The organism is Gordonia sp. L191, from assembly GCF_030077625.1.
GTDB lineage: Bacteria > Actinomycetota > Actinomycetes > Mycobacteriales > Mycobacteriaceae > Gordonia > Gordonia polyisoprenivorans_A.
The window spans coordinates 5,338,811-5,357,779 of record NZ_CP125996.1; the positions used below are offsets into that span (position 1 = coordinate 5,338,811).

Genomic DNA, 18,969 nt, shown 5'->3' on the forward strand with positions numbered 1-18,969 from the left:
CGTCGGTCACCTCGGTGGGGTACTGCTGTGTTCTGCCGGTGTCGTCGTATCCTCCGTCGCTACCGGCTCGTCGGGCTCCGGATCGGGATCCGGATCGGGATTCGGTCCGGTGGCGGACCCGGGGTCGGTGTCCTGGTGGCCCGGGTTCTCCGATCCGTGGTCACCCGGCGAGGGCCGCGCCGACCCGGTGGCGCCGGCCGGCTCGGGGTCCGGTGGCCACGAGTACCCCGCGTCGTCCTGCCACGCACCGGAATGGACTTCTTCGATGTGCAGCGTACGTCGTCGTTGCTGATAGGTTGCCGCGGCGAGCAAACGCTCCTGCTCGTCGGGCTCGGGGCGGTCGGCGTCGGCCGGGTCGGGTTCGCCGCGGAAGCGGTGCCAGAGGCGACGCGCGGTCAGCAGCACGAGGGCCGCGCCGGCGATGATCGTGATGATGAACAACGCCTTGCCGTAGGCGTTGGAATGCACCGACAGCCGGATGTCGGAGCCCATCGGCAGACCCGTCACCGTCGCGATCGAGATGGTGACGGTGATCGCCTCGGAGGTCTCCGCCCGCGTCGGCAGCTGTAGCTGACGCGTGCCGCGTGCCGGGATCTCGATCGTCCCGACGTCGCCGATGTCGAGGTCGTGGGGCGCGCTGGTCCTGATGTCCACCCGGATGGGCAGCGCCAGATCGTTGCGTACCACCAGCAGCAGCGGGCTGCGTTCGGAGGCGAGTGTGTAGCGACCGCCCGGGTCGAGGATGGTCACCGCCGCCCGCATGCGATCGAGCGTCGAGGTGACGGCGCGAATCGTCTGTGCCCGGGTGTCGGCGAGTCGGGTGCGTGTTTGCGCGCCGGCCTCGGCGGGCACGGTCAGCGAACGCAGCATGTCCTCGCGCAGCGGTGCGAGGTAGCGCTCCGGAGTGGTCTCCACGTCCGCCGAACTCACCAGCGAACCCTGCAGCTGATAGCTGAGGTCGGCCTGCTCACGCATCGCGGTCGCCGTCTGCTCCGGCAGGGGCACCGACACCGACGACACCGGTCCGACCCCGGGTGGCGGGGCCAGCCGGGCGGCGGTCCGGGCGACGTCTGCCGAGCCGACGACGCTGGTCAACGGGGTGGGGGTGGCGACGCGAGAACCCAACAGCACCTCGGCGGTGGAGATGAGCGCGTTGGCGTCGTCGGTGCTCGGCGACCAGTACAGCGACGGAAGAACCACCTGCGAGCGGCCGGTGGTCGGCAGCTGCGCTGCCGAGGTCTGCCCGGCGGAGCCCTGTCCCGAGTCCGCGCGCTCATCGTCGGGTGTGTCCACCGCGGCGAACGCCAGCGCGCCGATGCCGGCCTGACGTCTGCTCAGCGGCGACTCCGCGGAGAGGTCGACCATCTGGTCGGCAGGTGTGATCGCCGGTGTCGTCGGGTTGGTCCCGAGCGCCGCGAGTGCGGCCGTGACCGGCTCGTCGTAGGACTGTGCGGCCAGCGGTCCGACGCGATAGGCGCCGCTGCTCTGCGGCTGCTCGGTCGACAGATTGACCGCCGAGGTCAGCACGGTGGAGTGATTGGTGTCCTCGAGCAGCCGCGCGCCCGCCTGATTGATCGCACCGAGCGCCGGAATGGTCAGTCCGCGAACACTTTTCACGCCGAGTACAGAGTCGACGACGTCGGCGGGGGAGTCCAGGGCGGTCGCGGTCAGGCCGGAATTGTCGATCTCGGCGAGAGCGGAGAGGTCCACCCCGGCAAACGGCAGAGCCACGACGCACAGTCGCGAGGCGACGTCGCGCAACTCGTTCAGCCAAGAGGTCGCCGCGTCCTGACCGGTGCCCGGCACCGTCGACGACGTCGGGTCGGACGGATCGGAGGACACCACATAGCCCAGCGACATCGCGCGCACCGTGACGAGCAGATTGGGATCCACGGCCAGGCACATGCTGCGCGCGAGGTCCGATGTCTGACCGGACTGCGCCCCCGGGGCGGGTGGCGCCGTCGACGCCGAGCCGGGGTCGGGCGCCGATGCAGGCGCGGCGTCGGCGATCGCCCGCAATGGGGCGAGCACCGAATCGAGCCGTCCGCCCGGCGACAGTGAGCGGGCCATGTCCTCGCTGATCAGACGTACCGGCTCGGTGTTGCCGCCGAGGGCGCCCGGAGCGAGTTGCGGGGGTGCGGCAATCGGCCACAACAGGGTGAATCGCGACGGACTGGAGGTGTCGGCGGACACCGAACCGTCGGCACCGAGACCGGGTGTCGTCGACGACGCGTCGCCGCTGCCCGGATCGGTGTAGGCGGCCGCCCGGCTGCGGTCCGGCGGCAATGACAGCACCGGCAGCAGCGTGCGCGATCCGGCCACCTGGGCGACGCCACCGTAGTCGGGGAGGCCATTGACGTTGAGCTGCAGCGGATAGACGCCGCGTTGCGAGATCTGCAGACCACCCGCGCCCGACAACGGCACCGTCAACGAGAAGCTCGCCTGCGCACCCGGCGCCAGGGTGTCCGAGGACAGATCGCTGAAGTCGGTGGCGGCGGCGATCGGTGGGTGCTCACCGGCCAGCGCCGACCTCAATTGGGAGGCACCGGCCAGCGCGTCGCCGCGTTCGAGCCGGATACCGAGATCACGCAGCGTCCGGCTGCTGGTGTTGATCACATGCCCGGAGATCGCCACCGTGGGACCCGAACTGCTGGTGACCATCGATGGCGTCATCGAGTCGATGACGATCTGCGCAAACCGATCCGGCTGGGCGGTGGCGGCGTCGCCGGGTGCCGCAGCGGCCGGGGCCGCAGACAACACCGCGGCCGGGGCCGCCGACAACACCATCAGCACCGCCACCGCGACGACCGTGAGGAACCGAGCCCACCGTGCGCGCCCCGACGAGGGGTCAGCCATCACCGGCCGCGGGGCGGCGGGGACGCCTCCGGCGCCGACGCGAGGGCGCCGCAGGCGGCGGCTCGTTTCGGCGCTGGTTGCGGGCGGCTGCGGCTCTCTCATAGGCGTTGGGTTCTGTGCGACTGCTCTCGGCCTCGGACTGGGCCAACCGCTGGGGGTCGGCGGCCAGGTCGGCGATGACACCGCGGGCCATACGGGCCAGTCGTCGCTCGTCAGAGTACGTCAGTCGGCGGGGTAGCTCGTGCAACGGCACCCACGCCACCTCGCTGACCTCATAGTCTTCATCGGAGAGCTCACCGCCGACACTGCGCAGCAGATAGTGATGCACGGTCTTGTGGATGCGACGGCCCTCGCTGACAAACCAGTAGTCGATCTTGCCCAGCGGCGCGACCACCAGACCCTGGATGCCGGTCTCCTCGGCCACCTCGCGGACCGCGGTCTGCTCGGCGGTCTCCCCGGTCTCGATGTGGCCCTTCGGCAACGACCACATCATGCGCCCTCGGCGGTCGACGCGGCCGATCAGGGCCGCCGACAGTTCCTCGACCGGCAGGTCGAGATCGGAGATCACCAACCCACCCGCCGACGTCTCCCGCACCGTGCGCAGACGCTCCGCGCGTTCCGGACGACGGTTGCCGCGCCTGCGCCGAGTCGGCGCGGGCGTCGCCGCCGCGTCCTGGGTGAGGCCGGTTTTGGTGATCTTGGCCGACATCACGGCCATATCCGATGGCTTGGGCGCGCTCACCCGCGTGCCCTTGCCGGTCGGTGTGGCGGCGGCCACGGACGCCGGTGACGGATGGCGGGTTCCGCCGGGCTTGGGCCTGTGTGCTGCTGCCTCGTGTGCTGGTGCCCCGTGTCCTGCTGCCCCGTTGACGCCGGTTGCGTTCACCCCGGTCCCGTTCACCGGAGCCGCAGACCCGTTCACCGGGCCGGGCTTGGCTGTCCCGTTCGTCTCTGCGCCGTTCTTACTCGACCCGTTCTTGTTCGGACTGCCGGTGGTGCCGTTTCTGGTGCCGCCGGCACGATCGGCCAGATCTGCCGGAGAAGGCCGTTTCGGGCGTGGCGTCGGATGTTCGGCGCTGGTCGGAGGCGTTTCCGGCCGAGGATGGAACTCCGCGTCAGACCGCGACTCCGGGGTGCCCCGGCGCCTCCGCCGGCCCCGACGACCGCGTCGCCGACCCTGCCCAGCGACACCACGCGCATCACCCGACCCGGCCTCTGCGGCCTGGCGCCCACCCGTGCTGACGTCGTCGGAGACGTCTGTGGGGTCGGTTGACGGGTCGGTGGGCACGCCTTCGATGCTAGCTGCTGGTCACCGGCCGTTTGCCCACATGGTGCTGGCAGCAGCGCACACAGCTGCATACGGCCCGCTCGCTTCGCTCCCGGCGCCGGGCCCCATACGGCCCGCTCGCTTCGCTCCCGGCGCCGGGCCCCATACGGCCCGCTCGCTTCGCTCCCGGCGCCGGGCCCCATACGGCCCGCTCGCTTCGCTCCCGGCGCCGGTAGGCTGTCGTGCCGTGACAGAGCAGCCCCACCCCACCACCACCGCCGAGCGCCGCACCCGGCTCCTCGCCGCGGCGGCGGTGTCGCTTCGCGCGCTCTCCGACATCACCGAACCGCTCGGCGTGCTGTTCGCCGACGCCGGCCACGACCTCTACCTCGTCGGCGGCTCGGTCCGCGACGCCGTCCTCGGCCGCCTGGGCACCGACCTCGACTTCACCACCGACGCCCGGCCCGAGAAGGTCCAGGAACTACTGTCGGGCTGGGCCGACGCCATCTGGGACACCGGCATCGAGTTCGGCACGATCAGCGCGCGCCGCAAGGACCTGATCCTCGAGATCACCACCTACCGCGCCGAGAAGTACGACGGCGTCGGTCGCAACCCCGAGGTCACCTTCGGCGAGTCCATCGACGACGATCTGGTACGCCGCGACTTCACGATCAATGCGATGGCCGTACGCATCGGCGGCAAGGGTGCCGAGGAATTCCACGACCCCCTCGACGGACTCTCGGCCGCACTCGCCGGGATCATCGACACCCCCGCGACGCCGCAGGAGTCCTTCGGCGACGACCCGCTGCGCATGCTGCGTGCGGTGCGCTTCGTCTCCCAGCTCGGCTTCGAGGTCGCACCCCGCGTCGCCGCGGCGATCACCGAGATGGCCGACCAGATCGATCGCATCACCCCCGAACGTGTCCGCGTCGAACTCGACAAGATGATCACCGGCGCACACCCCATCGAGGCCATCGAGCTGATGGTGGACACCGGACTGGCCGATCGCGTCCTGCCCGAGGTGCCGGGGATGCGGCTGACCATCGACGAGCACCACCAACACAAAGACGTCTATCAACACTCGCTGACCGTCCTGCGGCAGGCCATCGACCTCGAGGACGGCGACCCCGATCTCGTCCTGCGCTGGGCGGCGCTGCTGCACGACATCGGCAAACCGGCCACCCGGCGCCACGAACCCGCCGGCGGGGTGAGCTTTCACCACCACGAGGTGGTCGGGGCCAAGATGGTCCGAAAGCGTATGCGCGCGTTGAAGTATCCGAAGGCTGTCGTCGAAGACGTTGCGACGCTGGTCTTTCTGCACCTGCGCTTTCACGGATACGGTGACGGTGCCTGGACCGATTCCGCGGTCCGCCGCTACATCACCGATGCCGGACCACTGCTCGACCGCTTGCACAAACTCGTGCGCGCCGACTGCACCACCCGTAACAAGCGACGAGCCCGACGCCTGCAACAGAACTACGACGACCTCGAACGCCGCATCGACGAACTCCGCGCCGCCGAGGACCTCGCCCGAGTCCGGCCCGACCTCGACGGCAACGCGATCATGGAGCTGCTCGGTGTGCCGCCGGGCCCCTTGGTCGGCAAGGCCTGGCGTCACCTCAAAGAGCTACGTCTCGACCGCGGGCCGCTCTCGCGCGACGAGGCGGAGGAGGCACTTCGGCAATGGTGGGCCGAGCAGGGCGGCACGGGATCCGCGTAAACGCGTGAGGTCGGTACCAGTACTGCGTTCGCACCAGCACCGCGTCAGTACCCCATCGTCCGCAGGGCGTCGGCGAGCCGGTCGAGGTCCTCGCGGCGCACGTCGAGGTGCGGACTGATCCGCAACACTCCCTGATCCCCGGCCAGCGGTGCCCGCCACGATTCGGCGGCGGTGACCAGGATCCCGAGTTCGTCGAACAACCGATCGCGAGCAGCCCGGAGGTCGGAGTCCTGCCAGCCCGGCGGCGGGGCGAGGGTGACCAGCGCCGACGGCTCGTCGACGGGTTCACACACCACCCAGCTGCCGATCCCGTCGAGGCGTTCCCGGGTTGCGCGGCCGATCGCCGCGAGCTCGCGGAAGACCCGCTGCTGGCCGATCTGCTGCAGTTCGGCGACCGCGACACCGAGCCCCAACCGGCCCGCGAGAAACGCTTCCGAGCTCTCGATCTCGACGGTCCGCAACGAGTCCCGGCGCACCGCGAGAAAGCCGACCCCGCGCGGCCCGGTCAGCCACTTGCGGCTGGTGCCGTAGACGATGTCGGCGCCGGTGACCGTGGGCACGTGACCCACCGATTGCGCCATGTCGACGACGACGGGCACCTGTGCCGCATGGGCGATCTCGACGACCCGCGCCACCGGCTGCACCACCCCCGACATCGACCCGATGTGGCAGATGTGGATGAAGTCGGGCTGCTCGAACTGCAGCATGTTCTCGAGGGCATCGAGGTCGATGTGCCCGTTGACGTCGCCGTCGGGCAGTGGGCGCACCGCATATCCGCGGCGTTCGAATTCGACGAGGTTGGGCCCGAACTCGTTCTTGGCCACCCACAACGTCGTCGAGACCGGCAGGCTCCACCCGTTGAGCAGTGCCCGCAACGCGGCCCGCGCGCTCTCGCGAAAGGTGATCTCATCGGCGGTGTGACCGATAAGGGACGCAAGATCCCTTGTGTCCCTGGCGAATTCCTCGGCTCGGTCGTCGGCCGCCACATAGGACCCACGCTCGGCCTCGCGCCACAGGTGCGCCGAGATGGTTCCGATGACGGCGTTGGACGACCGACCCGCCGACGCCGAATCGAGATGGGTGATCGCCGGCGACAGCCGCGCCCGGTGGAACTGCTCGCCGAGAACGCTGACGTACATAGCCGTTGAACCTACCGTGTGGGTCCTCGGCGCGACCATCGACCGTCGAGGGAACCGTGGCGTCGGCTCGTGCGTCCAATACCCCATGGATCCTGTCCTGGAGTACGTGTTCGGCGATGGCGACGCAGAGCCCACGCACTGGCACACCCCCGCTGACACCGATACCGACGCCGACGGCGTGCTCGACGCGATCGCGCTCGACTTCGACGGTGACGGTCGTCGCGACGATCTGCTCATCGACACCGACGCCGACGGTATTGCCGACCTCGCGGCCCTCGACCTCGACGACGACGGCACCGTGGAACACCACTATCGCGATTCGGGGAACGGGATCTGGGGTATCGCCGTGCCGACACGGGAGGCGCCGCCCGCGCCGCACACCCGCGGCACTCGCACCCCGGCCACCCCCACCCCTGCGGATCCCGCTCCCACCGACACCCGGGTTCAGGCGCACGATCTCGACGGCAACGGCACCCCCGATATCGAGATCCTCCTCGACGCGGGGGCGATCCGGCGGCTCTACGTCGATACCGACTCCGACGGCCGCCCCGACCAGGTGCTCGTCGACTCCGACGGTGACGGCACCGCCGATGCCGCCTACGCCGAGGGGGAGCCGGGTTTCGGCAGGTGATCGTCGGGGACGGGCGGCGGTGAGTAGTCGTGGCGGGCGGGATGCAGGCCGCGGACCACGACGATCCCGATGAGATAGAGCGCGCACCCGATCAGCACGAGCGGCACCGAACGTCCGTCCGGGGAGATGATCACCGCGGTGACGACCATCGCGATGACGTAGGCCATGTTGAACAGGGCGTCCTGTACGGAGAAGACCTGTCCGCGCACGGAGTCGGAGATGTCGACCTGCATGGCCACGTCGCCGCACAACTTGGTGGTCTGCCCGACCAATCCGAGCACGACGGCGGCCGCGCAGAAGCCGGGAATCGTGAACGTCAGCAGCAGCACCTGGGCCAGCGCGCCGAGCAGCAGCATGAGCATGATCGTGGCGCGTCGGCCGTAGCGCTCGACGAGGATCGGTGTGGTCACCGCGGCGGCAAAGGCCCCGGTCGCCACACATCCGAGGACCAGGCTGATCCGGCTCAGTCCGTCACCGCCGCCGTGCACGTGCCGGGCGAAGACGAACAGCATCAGGGTGTTGAGGCCGAAGACCAGCCGGTGTATCCCGATCGCCGAGAGCGCCGCCGACGCGGGCCGGCATCGGGCAATCGCCCGCGCACCGTGCAGAAAGCCAACGGCCACGGCGTGTGCAGCCGAGTGCCCGATGTCGTCGGGACGGTCGGGCCCGAGCTGGCGGGCCGGAAAGCCGTGCGCGAGCACGCCGGCGACGAGGGCCAGCACCACACCGATCAGCGTGGTCTCCGCGCTGCCCACGTTGTCGTTGCCGACCAGGGCTCGCATGCCGAGCGCGAGGCCCGCGCCCACCGACAACATCGCCCCGCCGAGTGTGGTGAACAGGGCGTTCGTCGCGACGATGACCTCGCGATGAGCGACGTGCGGCAGCGCCGCGGACAGCCCCGACGCCACGAACCGACTGGCCCCGGTGACCGCGAGCGCGCTGATCAGCACCAGGGTGTCGGAACTGCCGGTACTGATCGCGATTGCCACCATCACGATCAGCAGCGCGCGCAACACGTTGGCCCACAGCAGGACGCTGCGCCGATCCCATCGGTCGAGCAGCGCTCCGGCGAACGGGCCGATCACCGAATAGGGCACCAGCAGCACCGCGAAACCGAGCGCCGCGGCGAGCGGATCGGCATGGCGTTCGGGGTTGAACAGAACCCCACCGATGAGCGCGGCCTGGAAGACACCGTCGGTGAGTTGACTGGTCAACCGCACCGCGAGCAGCCGGCCCAGGCCGGGTGAGTGGCGCAGTGAGTGGGTAAAGATCTTCCACGAGGACGTACCTTCGGTCACCGCGGAATTCACGTACCTACATTACCGACCGAGCCGACTTCTCATGCGATGATGGATGTCGTGGACGGCGGTGACAGTGCAGACGATCTCACCCCCGACCGGCCCGAACGCGGCGTCGGCGGTGGCGGCGGTGCCGCGGATGCGGCACGAGACATCGAGTCGGCCAACAGTATTCGGGCCGGCACGCTTCTGCTCGCGTCGACCGATCTGCTCGAGCCCACCTTTGCGCGCACCGTGATCTATGTGATCGAGCACAATGACGCGGGCAGCCTCGGAGTGGTCCTCAATCGGGTGAGCCAGACCGCGGTTCACAACGTGATGCCGTCGTGGACCGATCTGGCCGCGCAGCCGCGGGCGCTGTTCGTCGGCGGTCCGGTCAAACAGGATTCGGCCCTGTGTCTCGGCGTTGTCCGGCACGGCGCCGACATCTCCGGGATCGAACAGATCCGGCCGGTCAGCGGCCGTGTCGCTCTCATCGACCTCGACGCCGATCCCGAGCTGATCGGGCCGGTGCTCGAGGGACTCCGCATCTTCGCCGGGTACGCGGGCTGGGGTATCGGGCAGCTCGACGCGGAGATGGCCCAGGACAGCTGGATGCTGGCCTCGGCGCTCCCCCGCGACATCCTCGCCCCGTCGACCACCGACATCTGGGCCGACGTGCTACGCCGCCAACCATGGCCGTTGCCGTTGTTGGCCACCCACCCCGTCGACGTCACCGGGAACTGAGCGCCGACCCTGATCGGGCGATCCCACCGCACCGGTGACACGCCTCACAGGTCTTGCTAGGCTCTCGACCGGTCACATCTCACCGGGGGGACGGCGATGCGGGTACGGGAAATTCGGATACGGGGAGTCGTCGTTGCGGCGGTCATCGCGATCGTCGCGCTGCTGACCGGCCCGACTCTGGGAGCCGCAGGAACGGCGCACGCGGCCACCGGCCCCGACGGCGGAGCCCCGGCCAAGCGGTGGCTCGCCTCGCACGACGGCCCGCAGCCCTACGCCGACGTCAACACCCAGTGGGACGTCCCGATCCGGATGAGCGACGGCACCATCCTGCGCGCCAACGTCTACCGCCCGGCCAACGCGGCCCGGATACCGACGACGGCCAAGACTCCGGTCATCGTGACCATGACGCCGTACACCAAACTCGTCTCCGCGATCACCGCGGCTGCGTTGGCCAACCCGGTGCTGGCGCCGCTGGCCGTCCAGGTGGCCTCGGCGATCAACTTGTCTGGCACTCCGATCGACGGCATCAACGACGTCGCGCACCTGATCCGTGATCAGGGACTGCGCAACTTCTCCGTCGACTTCGATCTCGTGCGCAGCGGTTATACGGTGGTGGTCGTCGACGTCCGCGGAACCGGCTTCTCCCAAGGGGATTGGGACGTCTTCCAACAACGGGAGCAGCAGGACTCCGTCGAGGTCATCGACTGGGCCGCCAAGCAGAAATGGTCTGACGGCAAGGTCGGCATGTCTGGCGTCTCCTACTCGGCGATCAACCAGATCCAGGCCGCCAACAAACATCCCGAAGCCCTCAAGGCGATCTTCCCGGTGGAACCGGGCGGCGACCTGATCCGTGACATCGTCGCACCGGGCGGCGCGCTCGGCGTCGGATTCCTGCCGCTGTGGCTGACCCTGGTCAATTCCACCAAGCTGGTTCCCAACGTCGCGTCGATGCTCAACGGCACCTTCGACTGGACGTGGCTGGCCGACCGCCTGCGGGACCCGTTCACCTTCTTCCCGCAACTCATCCAGGCGCTGACCGTCCCGGACATCGCGTCGATCCCACCCCAGCTAGGCGATCTGCTGAGCCCGAATTCCGGTCCGCGTACGGCCTGGCAGGACCACGCCGACACGATCACCACCCCGACGCTCATCTACGGCGGATGGTTCGATCTGTTCACCAACTCCGAGGTCGCGATGTACAACAAGATCCCGCTCGCGCCCGGACGTAAGCAGTTGATCATGGGCGACGGTTACCACCTCACGATCGGCGGTGGGCAGGGCCGGCCGGGTACGCCACCACGTCTCGACGTGCTGCAGAAGGCGTGGTTCGACAAGTGGCTCAAGGGAATCGACAACGGGATCGACCGCTACGGCCCGGTGAACCTCAAGCAGGTCGGCGACCGGTGGATCACCGCCTCCCAGTTCCCCCGTGCGGGCATGACCCGTCAGCGCCTCTACCTGGGTGATCGGCGCTCGGGCACGGCCCCGTATGCGCTGGGCGACGGCAGTTTGGGCACCGGTGTCCCGGCGACCCGCGGCCGGATGACCGTGGCGCCGGGACTTGCGACGCTGTGTTCGCGCGACTCCGCACAGCAGATGGCCGGCTTGACCGCGATCTTCCCCGACTGCGCCGACGACGCACGGATCTCCGAACGCAACGCGCTGAGCTTCACCAGCGCACCGATGACCACCACCCGCAGCGTCAGCGGCTACAGCAACGTGCATCTGAACACCGTGCTCGGCGCCCCGGACGGTTACTGGACTGCGACGCTCAACGACGTCGCCCCGGACGGCACGTCCAAGGTCATCAGCTCCGGGCAGGTGGTCGCGTCGCTGCGCGAATATGACCGTAGCCGTTCGCAGTTCGCGCCCAACGGGGATGTGATCGATCCGTTCTACACGCTCACCCTCGACACCCGCCACCCCGTGACGCCGGGAAAGGCGGTGGGAGTCGACATCGGATTGCTGCCGACGGAGGCGCTGATCGGCAAGGGTCACCGGCTGCGGATCGACGTGTTCGCGATGAACCTGCCGCGCGGGCTCCCGCTGCGGCCGCTGCTCAACGATTCCGGGCTTCGACCCCAGCACATCGAGCTGGATCCGAGTAACCCGAGCTTCGTGAACCTGCCCCTGTCGGCACCCCTGTGAGAAACCCCGTGGACGGTTCATCGTTACGGTGAACTGGTGCACGCCTTCGCCGACTGGCTCATCGGGGTCATCGAGTCGGTTCCCTCCTGGGCGGTCTACCTGATCGCTGCGGGCATCGTCTACCTCGAGACGGCCCTGCTGATCGCCGGTCTGGTGATGCCGAGCGAGGCGGTGCTGCTCGCGGCCGGGGTCGCGGCAGCGGTCGGCTCCACCAACATCGCCTGGCTGGTGGTCATCGTCGTGTTGTGCGCGGTCGCCGGGGATGCGACCGGGTATTGGCTGGGTCGGGTCGGTGGGCAGCGGCTCAAGGAGTCGGGGCTCGGGCGCCGATTCGGCGAACAACGCTGGGACAACGCCCAGCAGCGTCTGGAACGATCCGGGCTGCTCGTCGTCGGCACCGGCCGCTGGGTCGGGTACGTGCGGACGATCGTGCCGCGGATGGCGGGCATCAGTCGGATGAGCTTCGTGCGGTTCGGCATCGCCGATGCGATCGGCGCACTGACGTGGGCGTCGGCGGTCCTGCTGGCCGGCTATTTCGCCGGGGCGGTGCTCGGTGCGACGATCCTGCTCTACGCGGTGATCGCCCTCGTCGGTGTGGTCGCGGTCTTCTACGGCGTCAGCTGGGCGGTGCACCGCTGGCATCGCGGTGACATCGGCTGAGAGCCGACCCCGCGGGGCGAAGGCGAATACAGATTCCACCGATCCGGCGCGACACGCCGTGGAATCCGGGTCGGTGGCCCGCTCCGGTGGAAGCTGTATTCGTATGCGAGGCCCTCAGCCGGGTTCCGACCCGGAGGCGGCGGCTTCGAGGGCCGCGGCCTGGCGACCGTAGCGGGTGGCCAACCACGAGCACATGATCAGCTGGATCTGGTGGAAGATCATGAGCGGCAACACGATCAGACCGACCACCGACCCGCTGAACAACACCGTCGCCATCGGTAGACCGGTCGCGAGGCTCTTCTTGGTTCCGCAGAACTGGATGGCGATGGCGTCCTCACGGTTGAAGCCGAGCCGTCGTGGCAGCCATCCGGTCAGCCACAGCATGAATGCGACGAGCACGATCGCGACCACCGCCATCGCCACCACCTGCCACACCCCGACGATCGACCAGATGCCGTTGCGCACACCCTCGCTGAACGCGGCGTAGACGACGAGCACGATCGACCCGCGATCCACGTACTTCGTCGGCTCGGCGAATCGCTTCAGGATCGGCGTCACCAATGGTCGGCACAGCTGGCCGAGGATGAACGGCACCAGGATCTCCAGCAGGATCTCGAGGACCTGCGAGCCGGTGATGTGCACACCGTTGGTGCTCGACATGAGCACCACGACCAGCACCGGGGTGAGGACGACACCGAGCAGGTTCGACGCCGACGCACTCACGATCGCGCCCGCGACGTTGCCCCGGGCCATCGAGGTGAACGCGATCGAGGACTGCACCGTCGACGGCACCAGGCACAGGTACAGCAACCCCGATGTGAGGTCGTCACCGATCACCGGCCGCAGCAGCGGTTGTAGCGCGAGCGCGATCAGCGGGAACACCACGAAGGTGAAGGCCAGGATGATCAGGTGCAGGCGCCAGTGCGTCAGTCCCTCGAGTGCCTGCCGGGGGTGTAGTCGGGCGCCGTAGAGGAAGAACAGGAAGCCGATGGCGACCACGACGACCCAGTCGAGGACGTCGGCGAATTCGCCACGGGCGGGCAGGAAGGCCGCGACGACGACCGCCGTGAGGATTGCCAGGATGAACCCGTCGATCGGCGAACGGCTCAGCAGGGAGCGCATGCGAATCGCTCAGCGCTGGGCGGTGTCGGCTGCCGGTTCGGCCGCGCACACTCCGCGCAGCGTGCACGACGCGCAGCTCGACTCGCCACACTCGTCGGCCGGGCCCTGCGCGTCGGATTTCGCCGAATCCGCGGCGGGGGCGGCGTGGTCATGGGAGCCGGCATCGGCCGAGCAGCACGAACAGCCCGAGTCGTCGTCGGGGTCGACGGCCCAGCGTGCCGCGCGCACCCCGTAACCACTGACGACGCCGACCACCACGAGCGCGGCCAACAGGGCACCGACGGCGAACAGGAACGACCACGTGCCGCCGACACCGACCGTCAGCAGGCCGCCAGCGATCAGGATCGCCGCGGCGCCGAGGGTGCCGGGGGCGGCCACCTTGTTGGCCAGCGCGAAGGCTTCGTCGGAGACCAGTGTCTCCGGTGCGCGGACGCCGAGCCACCGGTTGCGTCGCAGCCTGCCGCGCAGACCGGCGACCCCGACCACGACCCACACGAGGGCCAGGACGAACACGCAGACGGCGACGACGACGGACAGAACGCTCACCCGACCACCATACGAGCTGGGGCGTGCGGTGGCGAAACGCGACCACGGACTCCGCGTGCGAGCGGGGCGAGTGCCGCTGCAATGTGCCTCGGGCCACCATTTACGCTGGTGGGGTGACTTCAGCGGATACCTCGACCCCACCGGCCCAGGGCACCCATCGCTACACGGCCGAACTCGCGGGACAGATCGAGCAGCGCTGGCAGCGGAACTGGTCCGACCGGCACGCCTTCGAGGCGCCGAACCCGGTCGGACCGCTCGCCGGTGACCTCAGCGCCTTCGGTGGCGGCGCTCCCGACTCGCCCGAGAAGGTCTTCGTCCAGGACATGTTCCCCTATCCCTCGGGTGCGGGTCTGCACGTCGGACATCCCCTGGGGTTCATCGCCAGCGACGTGTTCGCCCGGTATCAGCGGATGATCGGCCGCAACGTCCTGCACACGATGGGTTTCGACTCCTTCGGCCTGCCCGCCGAGCAGTACGCGGTGCAGACCGGTACCCATCCGCGTACCACCACCGAGGCCAACATCGAGCGCTACCTCGGGCAGATCCGTCGGCTCGGACTCGGCCACGACGAACGACGACGCGTGGCCACCACCGACGTGGACTTCTATCGCTGGACGCAGTGGATCTTTCTGCAGATCTACAACGCCTTCTACGACACCGAGCAGCGCAAGGCGCGGCCGGTCTCCGAGCTGATCGCCGAATTCGAATCGGGTGCACGCACTCTCGATGGTCACGACAAGCTCGACGGACGGGACTGGGCCGACCTGTCACCGGCCGAGCGCAACGAGGTCGTCGACTCCTATCGTCTGGTGTATCAGAGTGATTCGCTGGTCAACTGGTGTCCCGGGCTGGGTACCGTGCTCGCCAACGAGGAGGTCACCGCCGACGGTCGCAGCGACCGCGGCAACTTCCCGGTGTTCCGTAAGCACCTGCGGCAGTGGATGATGCGCATCACCGCCTACTCCGACCGCCTGCTCGACGACCTCGACGACCTGGATTGGCCGGAGAAGGTCAAGACCATGCAGCGCAACTGGATCGGGCGTTCCCGGGGCGCGCAGGTCCGCTTTGCCGCCGGCGGCACGACGATCGAGGTCTTCACCACCCGGCCCGACACGTTGTTCGGCGCCACCTACATGGTGCTCTCGCCCGAGCATCCGCTCGTCGACGAGCTCACCGCCGATGCCTGGCCCGCCGGCACCGATCCCCGATGGACCGGTGGCGATGCCGACACCCCGGCCGCCGCCATCGCGGCCTACCGCACCGCGATCGCCGCCAAATCGGATCTCGAGCGGCAGGAGAACAAGGAGAAGACCGGCGTCTTCACCGGCACCTACGCCACCAATCCCGTGGACGGGCGCGAGATCCCGGTGTTCATCGCCGACTACGTGCTGATGGGCTACGGCACCGGGGCGATCATGGCGGTGCCCGCTCACGACGGTCGTGACTATGAGTTCGCCACCGTCTTCGGCGTGCCCATCCTGGAGGTCATCGGATCCGAGCAGGGGGTGGCCACCGAGCCGTTCGTCGGCGATGGGCCGCTGGTCAATTCCGGTTTCCTCGACGGTTTGCGCGTCGACGAGGCCAAGGCCGCGATCATCGCGTGGCTCGAGGAGCGCGGCGCCGGCACCGGCACCATCCAGTACAAGCTGCGCGACTGGCTCTTCGCCCGCCAGCGGTATTGGGGCGAACCGTTCCCGATCGTCTACGACGCCGCCGGTCAGGCCCACGCGTTGCCGGAATCGATGCTGCCGGTGGAACTCCCGGAAGTCGACGACTACGCGCCGGTGTCCTTCGACCCGGAGGACTCCGGATCCGAGCCGTCGCCGCCGCTGGCCAAGGCGACCGAGTGGATGAGCGTCGAACTCGATCTCGGTGACGGTCTGCAGACCTACACCCGCGACGCCAACGTGATGCCGCAGTGGGCGGGCAGCTCGTGGTATCAGCTGCGCTACATCGATCCCACCAACGACGAGACGTTGTGCGCCAAGGAGAACGAGGCCTACTGGATGGGCCCGCGACCGGCGTTGCACGGGCCGAACGATCCCGGCGGCCTCGACCTCTACATCGGTGGCGTCGAGCATGCCGTGCTGCACCTGCTGTACTCGCGCTTCTGGCACAAGGTCCTCTTCGACCTCGGTTATGTGACCAGCCGCGAGCCGTACCGAAAGCTGTTCAATCAGGGCATGATCCAGGCCTACGCTTACACCGACTCGCGCGGCATCTACGTGCCCGCCGAGGAGGTGACCGAGCGTGACGGGAAGTTCTTCTACAACGGCGACGAGGTCTCCCAGGAATACGGGAAGATGGGGAAGTCGCTGAAGAATTCGGTGACCCCCGATGACATCGCCGCCGACTACGGCGCCGACACCCTGCGTCTCTACGAGATGTACATGGGGCCGCTCGACCAGTCTCGCCCGTGGGCCACCAAAGATGTTGTGGGACTTCAGCGATTCCTGCAGCGGGTGTGGCGTCTGGTGGTCGACGAGGAGACCGGCGCGGTGCGGGTCACCGACGCCGAGCTCGATGACGTGACGAAGCGGTTGCTGCACACGACGATCGCCGAGGTGCGAGAGGAGTTCGCCGGGCTGCGCTTCAACATCGCGGTCGCGGCGCTGATCAAACTCACCAATCACCTCACCAAGCAGTTCGAGGGTGGTGCCCCGCGCGCCGCCGTGGAGCCGCTGGTCACCATGCTCGCCCCGCTGGCCCCGCACATCGCCGAGGAACTCTGGCACCGCCTGGGCCACGGTGAACTGCTGGTGCGCGGGCCCTTCCCGGACGCCGACCCGCGGTGGCTCGTCGCCGACACCGTCGAGATCGCCGTGCAGGTGAAGGGAAAGGTCAAGAGCCGCATCACCGTTGCCGCCGACGCCGACGAGGCGACGCTCCGTGAGGTGGCGCTGGCTGACGAGAAGATCGTCGCCCTGCTCGACGGGGAGCCCCGCAAGGTGATCATCGTGCCGGGGCGACTGGTCAACATCGTTCCGTAACGGCAAGCCGAGTGTCAGATGATCTCGGGCAGAAGCTGATTGAGGCGTGCGAGGGCATCCTCATTGCGTCGGTAGTGTGACCACTGGCCGATCTTGGTGCAGTGCACGAGATCTGCGCGCTGCAAGACCGCCACATATTGCGAGACGGTCGACTGGGATGCGCCCATCCTGGCTTGAATGTGCTTGAGGCACACGCCCACTTCGCTTGCGGGTTCGAGTTGCGGCGGGAAACTCTCCGGGTCGCGCAGCCATCGCATGATCGCCATCCGCTGTGGATGTGCGATCGCTTTGAGGGCGGTGACCACCCACTCGTCGGTGTCGACCAACTCACTGCTGCTCATCGCTCCAGCATATCTGTACATCGCGATCTTGTGATATACATTCATCGTAAAATCACGATCTAACGATGGAGGCTTTATGTCGGTATGTGGGAACGCTCTGGTCATCGGTGCACGAGGGGTCATCGGAGGCAACCTGGTCGAGCATCTGGCAGGCACGGGCAACTGGGATGTGGTCGGGATATCCCGACGTGGCGGAGACGACGGGCCGCGCATACGTCACGAGCGCGCAGATCTGCTCGACCCCGACTCCACGCGTGCCGCGATCGGTCGTGCCGCGGAGACGACGCATCTGTTCTACGCCGCCTACCAGGACCGTCCGAACTGGTCGGACCTCGTCGAACCGAACGTGACGATGCTGCGCAACGTCCTGGATTCGGCGGATCTCCTACCCGCCTTGGAGCACGTCAGCCTGATGCAGGGCTACAAGGTCTACGGGGCTCATCTCGGTCCGTTCGCGACCCCGGCCAGGGAGAGCGATCCGCCGCACATGCCGCCCGAGTTCAATGTCGATCAGCAACAATTGCTCGAGCGACGGCAGCGTGGACAGAGCTGGTCGTGGTCGGCGATCCGCCCGTCGGTCGTTGCGGGAGTCACCGTGGGCAATCCGATGAATATCGCGATGGTGCTCGCCGTGTACGCGTCGATCAGCAAGGAGCTCGGAATCCCACTGCGCTTTCCCGGCAAGCCGGGTGCCTACTCCAGCCTCATCGAAATGACCGACGCGGGCCTGCTCGCGCGCGCCACCGAATGGGCGGCGACGACTCCGTCGGCCGCCAACGAGGCCTTCAACATCACCAACGGCGACATGTTCCGGTGGCAGCGCATGTGGTCGGTGGTCGCCGACTTCTTCGATATCCCGGTCGCGGATCCGTTGCCCATGTCGTTGTCCGAGGTGATGGCCGACAAGCAGCAGGTATGGGACGCGATGGTCGCCGAGTACGGACTCGAGCCCACCCCCTACGAGGACGTCTCCTCCTGGCAATTCGGCGATTTCGTGTTCGGCTGGGACTACGACGTGATCGCTGATACCTCGAAGAGCCGACGCGCCGGATTCCACGACTACGTCGAGACCGACGCGATGTTCACCAGGATCTTCGAGCAACTCCGGGAGCGCAGGCTCATCCCCTAGTTCTTCGGCGCTTCAGTTCCTCGGCACTCCGGTGGGTCAGTACTTCGCCGGGAGTTTGCGGGCGTAATCCGATCCGAGGGTCACCCACCCGCTCAACTGGCGCTCGGTGCGCACACCCTCGCCGCCGACGCGGAGCCAGCCGCGTGTCTCGCGGCCGGACATGATCATCGGCTCGGTGTGCGGATACTCCAGGAGTACCTCGGTCTGCTCGGGCGGGACCCGCACCATGAGTCCACCGCGGGAGCTCGCAGCCAACGCCATGTTGCCGTTGATGAGGAACGCGAGACCGCCGAACATCGGCTTCTCGTCCACGTTGCTCTCACCGCTGAGCAATGCGCGGATCCGAAACGCGAGTTCATCGTCGTAGGCCACCACTCGAGGGTAGGCATCGCGCTC

At 68.2% G+C, this 18,969-nt stretch carries 15 protein-coding genes; 7 read left to right on the forward strand and 8 right to left on the reverse strand.

The genetic code is table 11. From position 1 onward, the window contains the following. Nucleotides 1-6: 6 nt before the first annotated feature. A complete protein-coding gene (locus tag QNM97_RS23995; protein ID WP_283823310.1) occupies nucleotides 7-2,793 on the reverse strand; it encodes a DUF6049 family protein in 2,787 nt (928 codons plus the stop codon). Between the two features lie 55 nt (nucleotides 2,794-2,848). Then, complete coding sequence (locus tag QNM97_RS24000) at nucleotides 2,849-4,144, reverse strand: NUDIX hydrolase (RefSeq protein WP_172398976.1); 1,296 nt, start codon at nucleotides 4,142-4,144, stop codon at nucleotides 2,849-2,851. A gap of 226 nt (nucleotides 4,145-4,370) precedes the next feature. Here QNM97_RS24000 and QNM97_RS24005 point away from each other — a divergent pair, with 226 nt between their 5' ends. Continuing rightward, entirely contained in the window at nucleotides 4,371-5,843 is a 1,473-nt protein-coding gene (locus tag QNM97_RS24005) for a CCA tRNA nucleotidyltransferase (RefSeq protein WP_283820632.1), read from the forward strand. A gap of 44 nt (nucleotides 5,844-5,887) precedes the next feature. On the opposite strand, the gene QNM97_RS24010 is transcribed toward QNM97_RS24005, so the two are convergent. Continuing rightward, nucleotides 5,888-6,982 carry an aminotransferase class V-fold PLP-dependent enzyme gene (locus QNM97_RS24010; RefSeq protein WP_283820633.1) on the reverse strand — a complete coding sequence of 365 codons (1,095 nt, stop codon included), beginning with the start codon at nucleotides 6,980-6,982 and terminating at the stop codon, nucleotides 5,888-5,890. Between the two features lie 85 nt (nucleotides 6,983-7,067). On the opposite strand from QNM97_RS24010, the gene QNM97_RS24015 reads away from it, so the two are divergent. Further along, nucleotides 7,068-7,613, forward strand: coding sequence for a hypothetical protein (locus QNM97_RS24015; protein ID WP_283820634.1), 546 nt, complete (start codon nucleotides 7,068-7,070; stop codon nucleotides 7,611-7,613). Here QNM97_RS24015 and QNM97_RS24020 read toward each other — a convergent pair. Next, on the reverse strand, nucleotides 7,580-8,923 hold the full coding sequence (locus tag QNM97_RS24020) for an MFS transporter (protein ID WP_283820635.1): 1,344 nt from the start codon (nucleotides 8,921-8,923) through the stop codon (nucleotides 7,580-7,582). The genes QNM97_RS24015 and QNM97_RS24020 overlap by 34 nt on opposite strands. A 36-nt stretch (nucleotides 8,924-8,959) precedes the next feature. Between QNM97_RS24020 and QNM97_RS24025 the strand changes: the two genes are divergently transcribed. From QNM97_RS24025 to QNM97_RS24035, 3 genes are all read left to right on the forward strand, one after another. Then, entirely contained in the window at nucleotides 8,960-9,637 is a 678-nt protein-coding gene (locus tag QNM97_RS24025) for a YqgE/AlgH family protein (RefSeq protein WP_006368588.1), read from the forward strand. A gap of 96 nt (nucleotides 9,638-9,733) precedes the next feature. Next, nucleotides 9,734-11,785: a CocE/NonD family hydrolase gene (locus tag QNM97_RS24030; protein WP_283820636.1), complete on the forward strand. Its 2,052-nt coding sequence runs from the start codon at nucleotides 9,734-9,736 to the stop codon at nucleotides 11,783-11,785. A 36-nt stretch (nucleotides 11,786-11,821) separates the two neighbouring features. After that, nucleotides 11,822-12,445, forward strand: coding sequence for a DedA family protein (locus QNM97_RS24035; RefSeq protein WP_283820637.1), 624 nt, complete (start codon nucleotides 11,822-11,824; stop codon nucleotides 12,443-12,445). 114 nt (nucleotides 12,446-12,559) lie between these two features. Here the strand turns inward: QNM97_RS24035 and QNM97_RS24040 are convergent, their stop codons facing one another. Beyond that, the gene (locus tag QNM97_RS24040; protein ID WP_283820638.1) at nucleotides 12,560-13,567 is read right to left on the reverse strand and encodes a bile acid:sodium symporter family protein; all 1,008 of its coding nucleotides are present in this window, start codon (nucleotides 13,565-13,567) and stop codon (nucleotides 12,560-12,562) included. A 9-nt stretch (nucleotides 13,568-13,576) separates the two neighbouring features. After that, nucleotides 13,577-14,113, reverse strand: a complete 537-nt coding sequence (locus tag QNM97_RS24045) for an SdpI family protein (protein ID WP_283820639.1) — start codon at nucleotides 14,111-14,113, stop codon at nucleotides 13,577-13,579. A 113-nt stretch (nucleotides 14,114-14,226) separates the two neighbouring features. Here QNM97_RS24045 and leuS point away from each other — a divergent pair, with 113 nt between their 5' ends. Beyond that, entirely contained in the window at nucleotides 14,227-17,103 is a 2,877-nt protein-coding gene (gene leuS / locus QNM97_RS24050) for a leucine--tRNA ligase (RefSeq protein ID WP_283820640.1), read from the forward strand. A 14-nt stretch (nucleotides 17,104-17,117) separates the two neighbouring features. Here the strand turns inward: leuS and QNM97_RS24055 are convergent, their stop codons facing one another. Next, nucleotides 17,118-17,444, reverse strand: coding sequence for an ArsR/SmtB family transcription factor (locus QNM97_RS24055; RefSeq protein ID WP_283820641.1), 327 nt, complete (start codon nucleotides 17,442-17,444; stop codon nucleotides 17,118-17,120). Nucleotides 17,445-17,520: 76 nt separating this feature from the next. On the opposite strand from QNM97_RS24055, the gene QNM97_RS24060 reads away from it, so the two are divergent. Continuing rightward, nucleotides 17,521-18,573: an SDR family oxidoreductase gene (locus tag QNM97_RS24060; RefSeq protein ID WP_283820642.1), complete on the forward strand. Its 1,053-nt coding sequence runs from the start codon at nucleotides 17,521-17,523 to the stop codon at nucleotides 18,571-18,573. A 36-nt stretch (nucleotides 18,574-18,609) separates the two neighbouring features. Here the strand turns inward: QNM97_RS24060 and QNM97_RS24065 are convergent, their stop codons facing one another. Next, nucleotides 18,610-18,945 (reverse strand): TfoX/Sxy family protein, encoded by a 336-nt coding sequence (locus QNM97_RS24065; protein ID WP_283820643.1) that lies wholly within the window; start codon nucleotides 18,943-18,945, stop codon nucleotides 18,610-18,612. Nucleotides 18,946-18,969 lie beyond the last annotated feature (24 nt).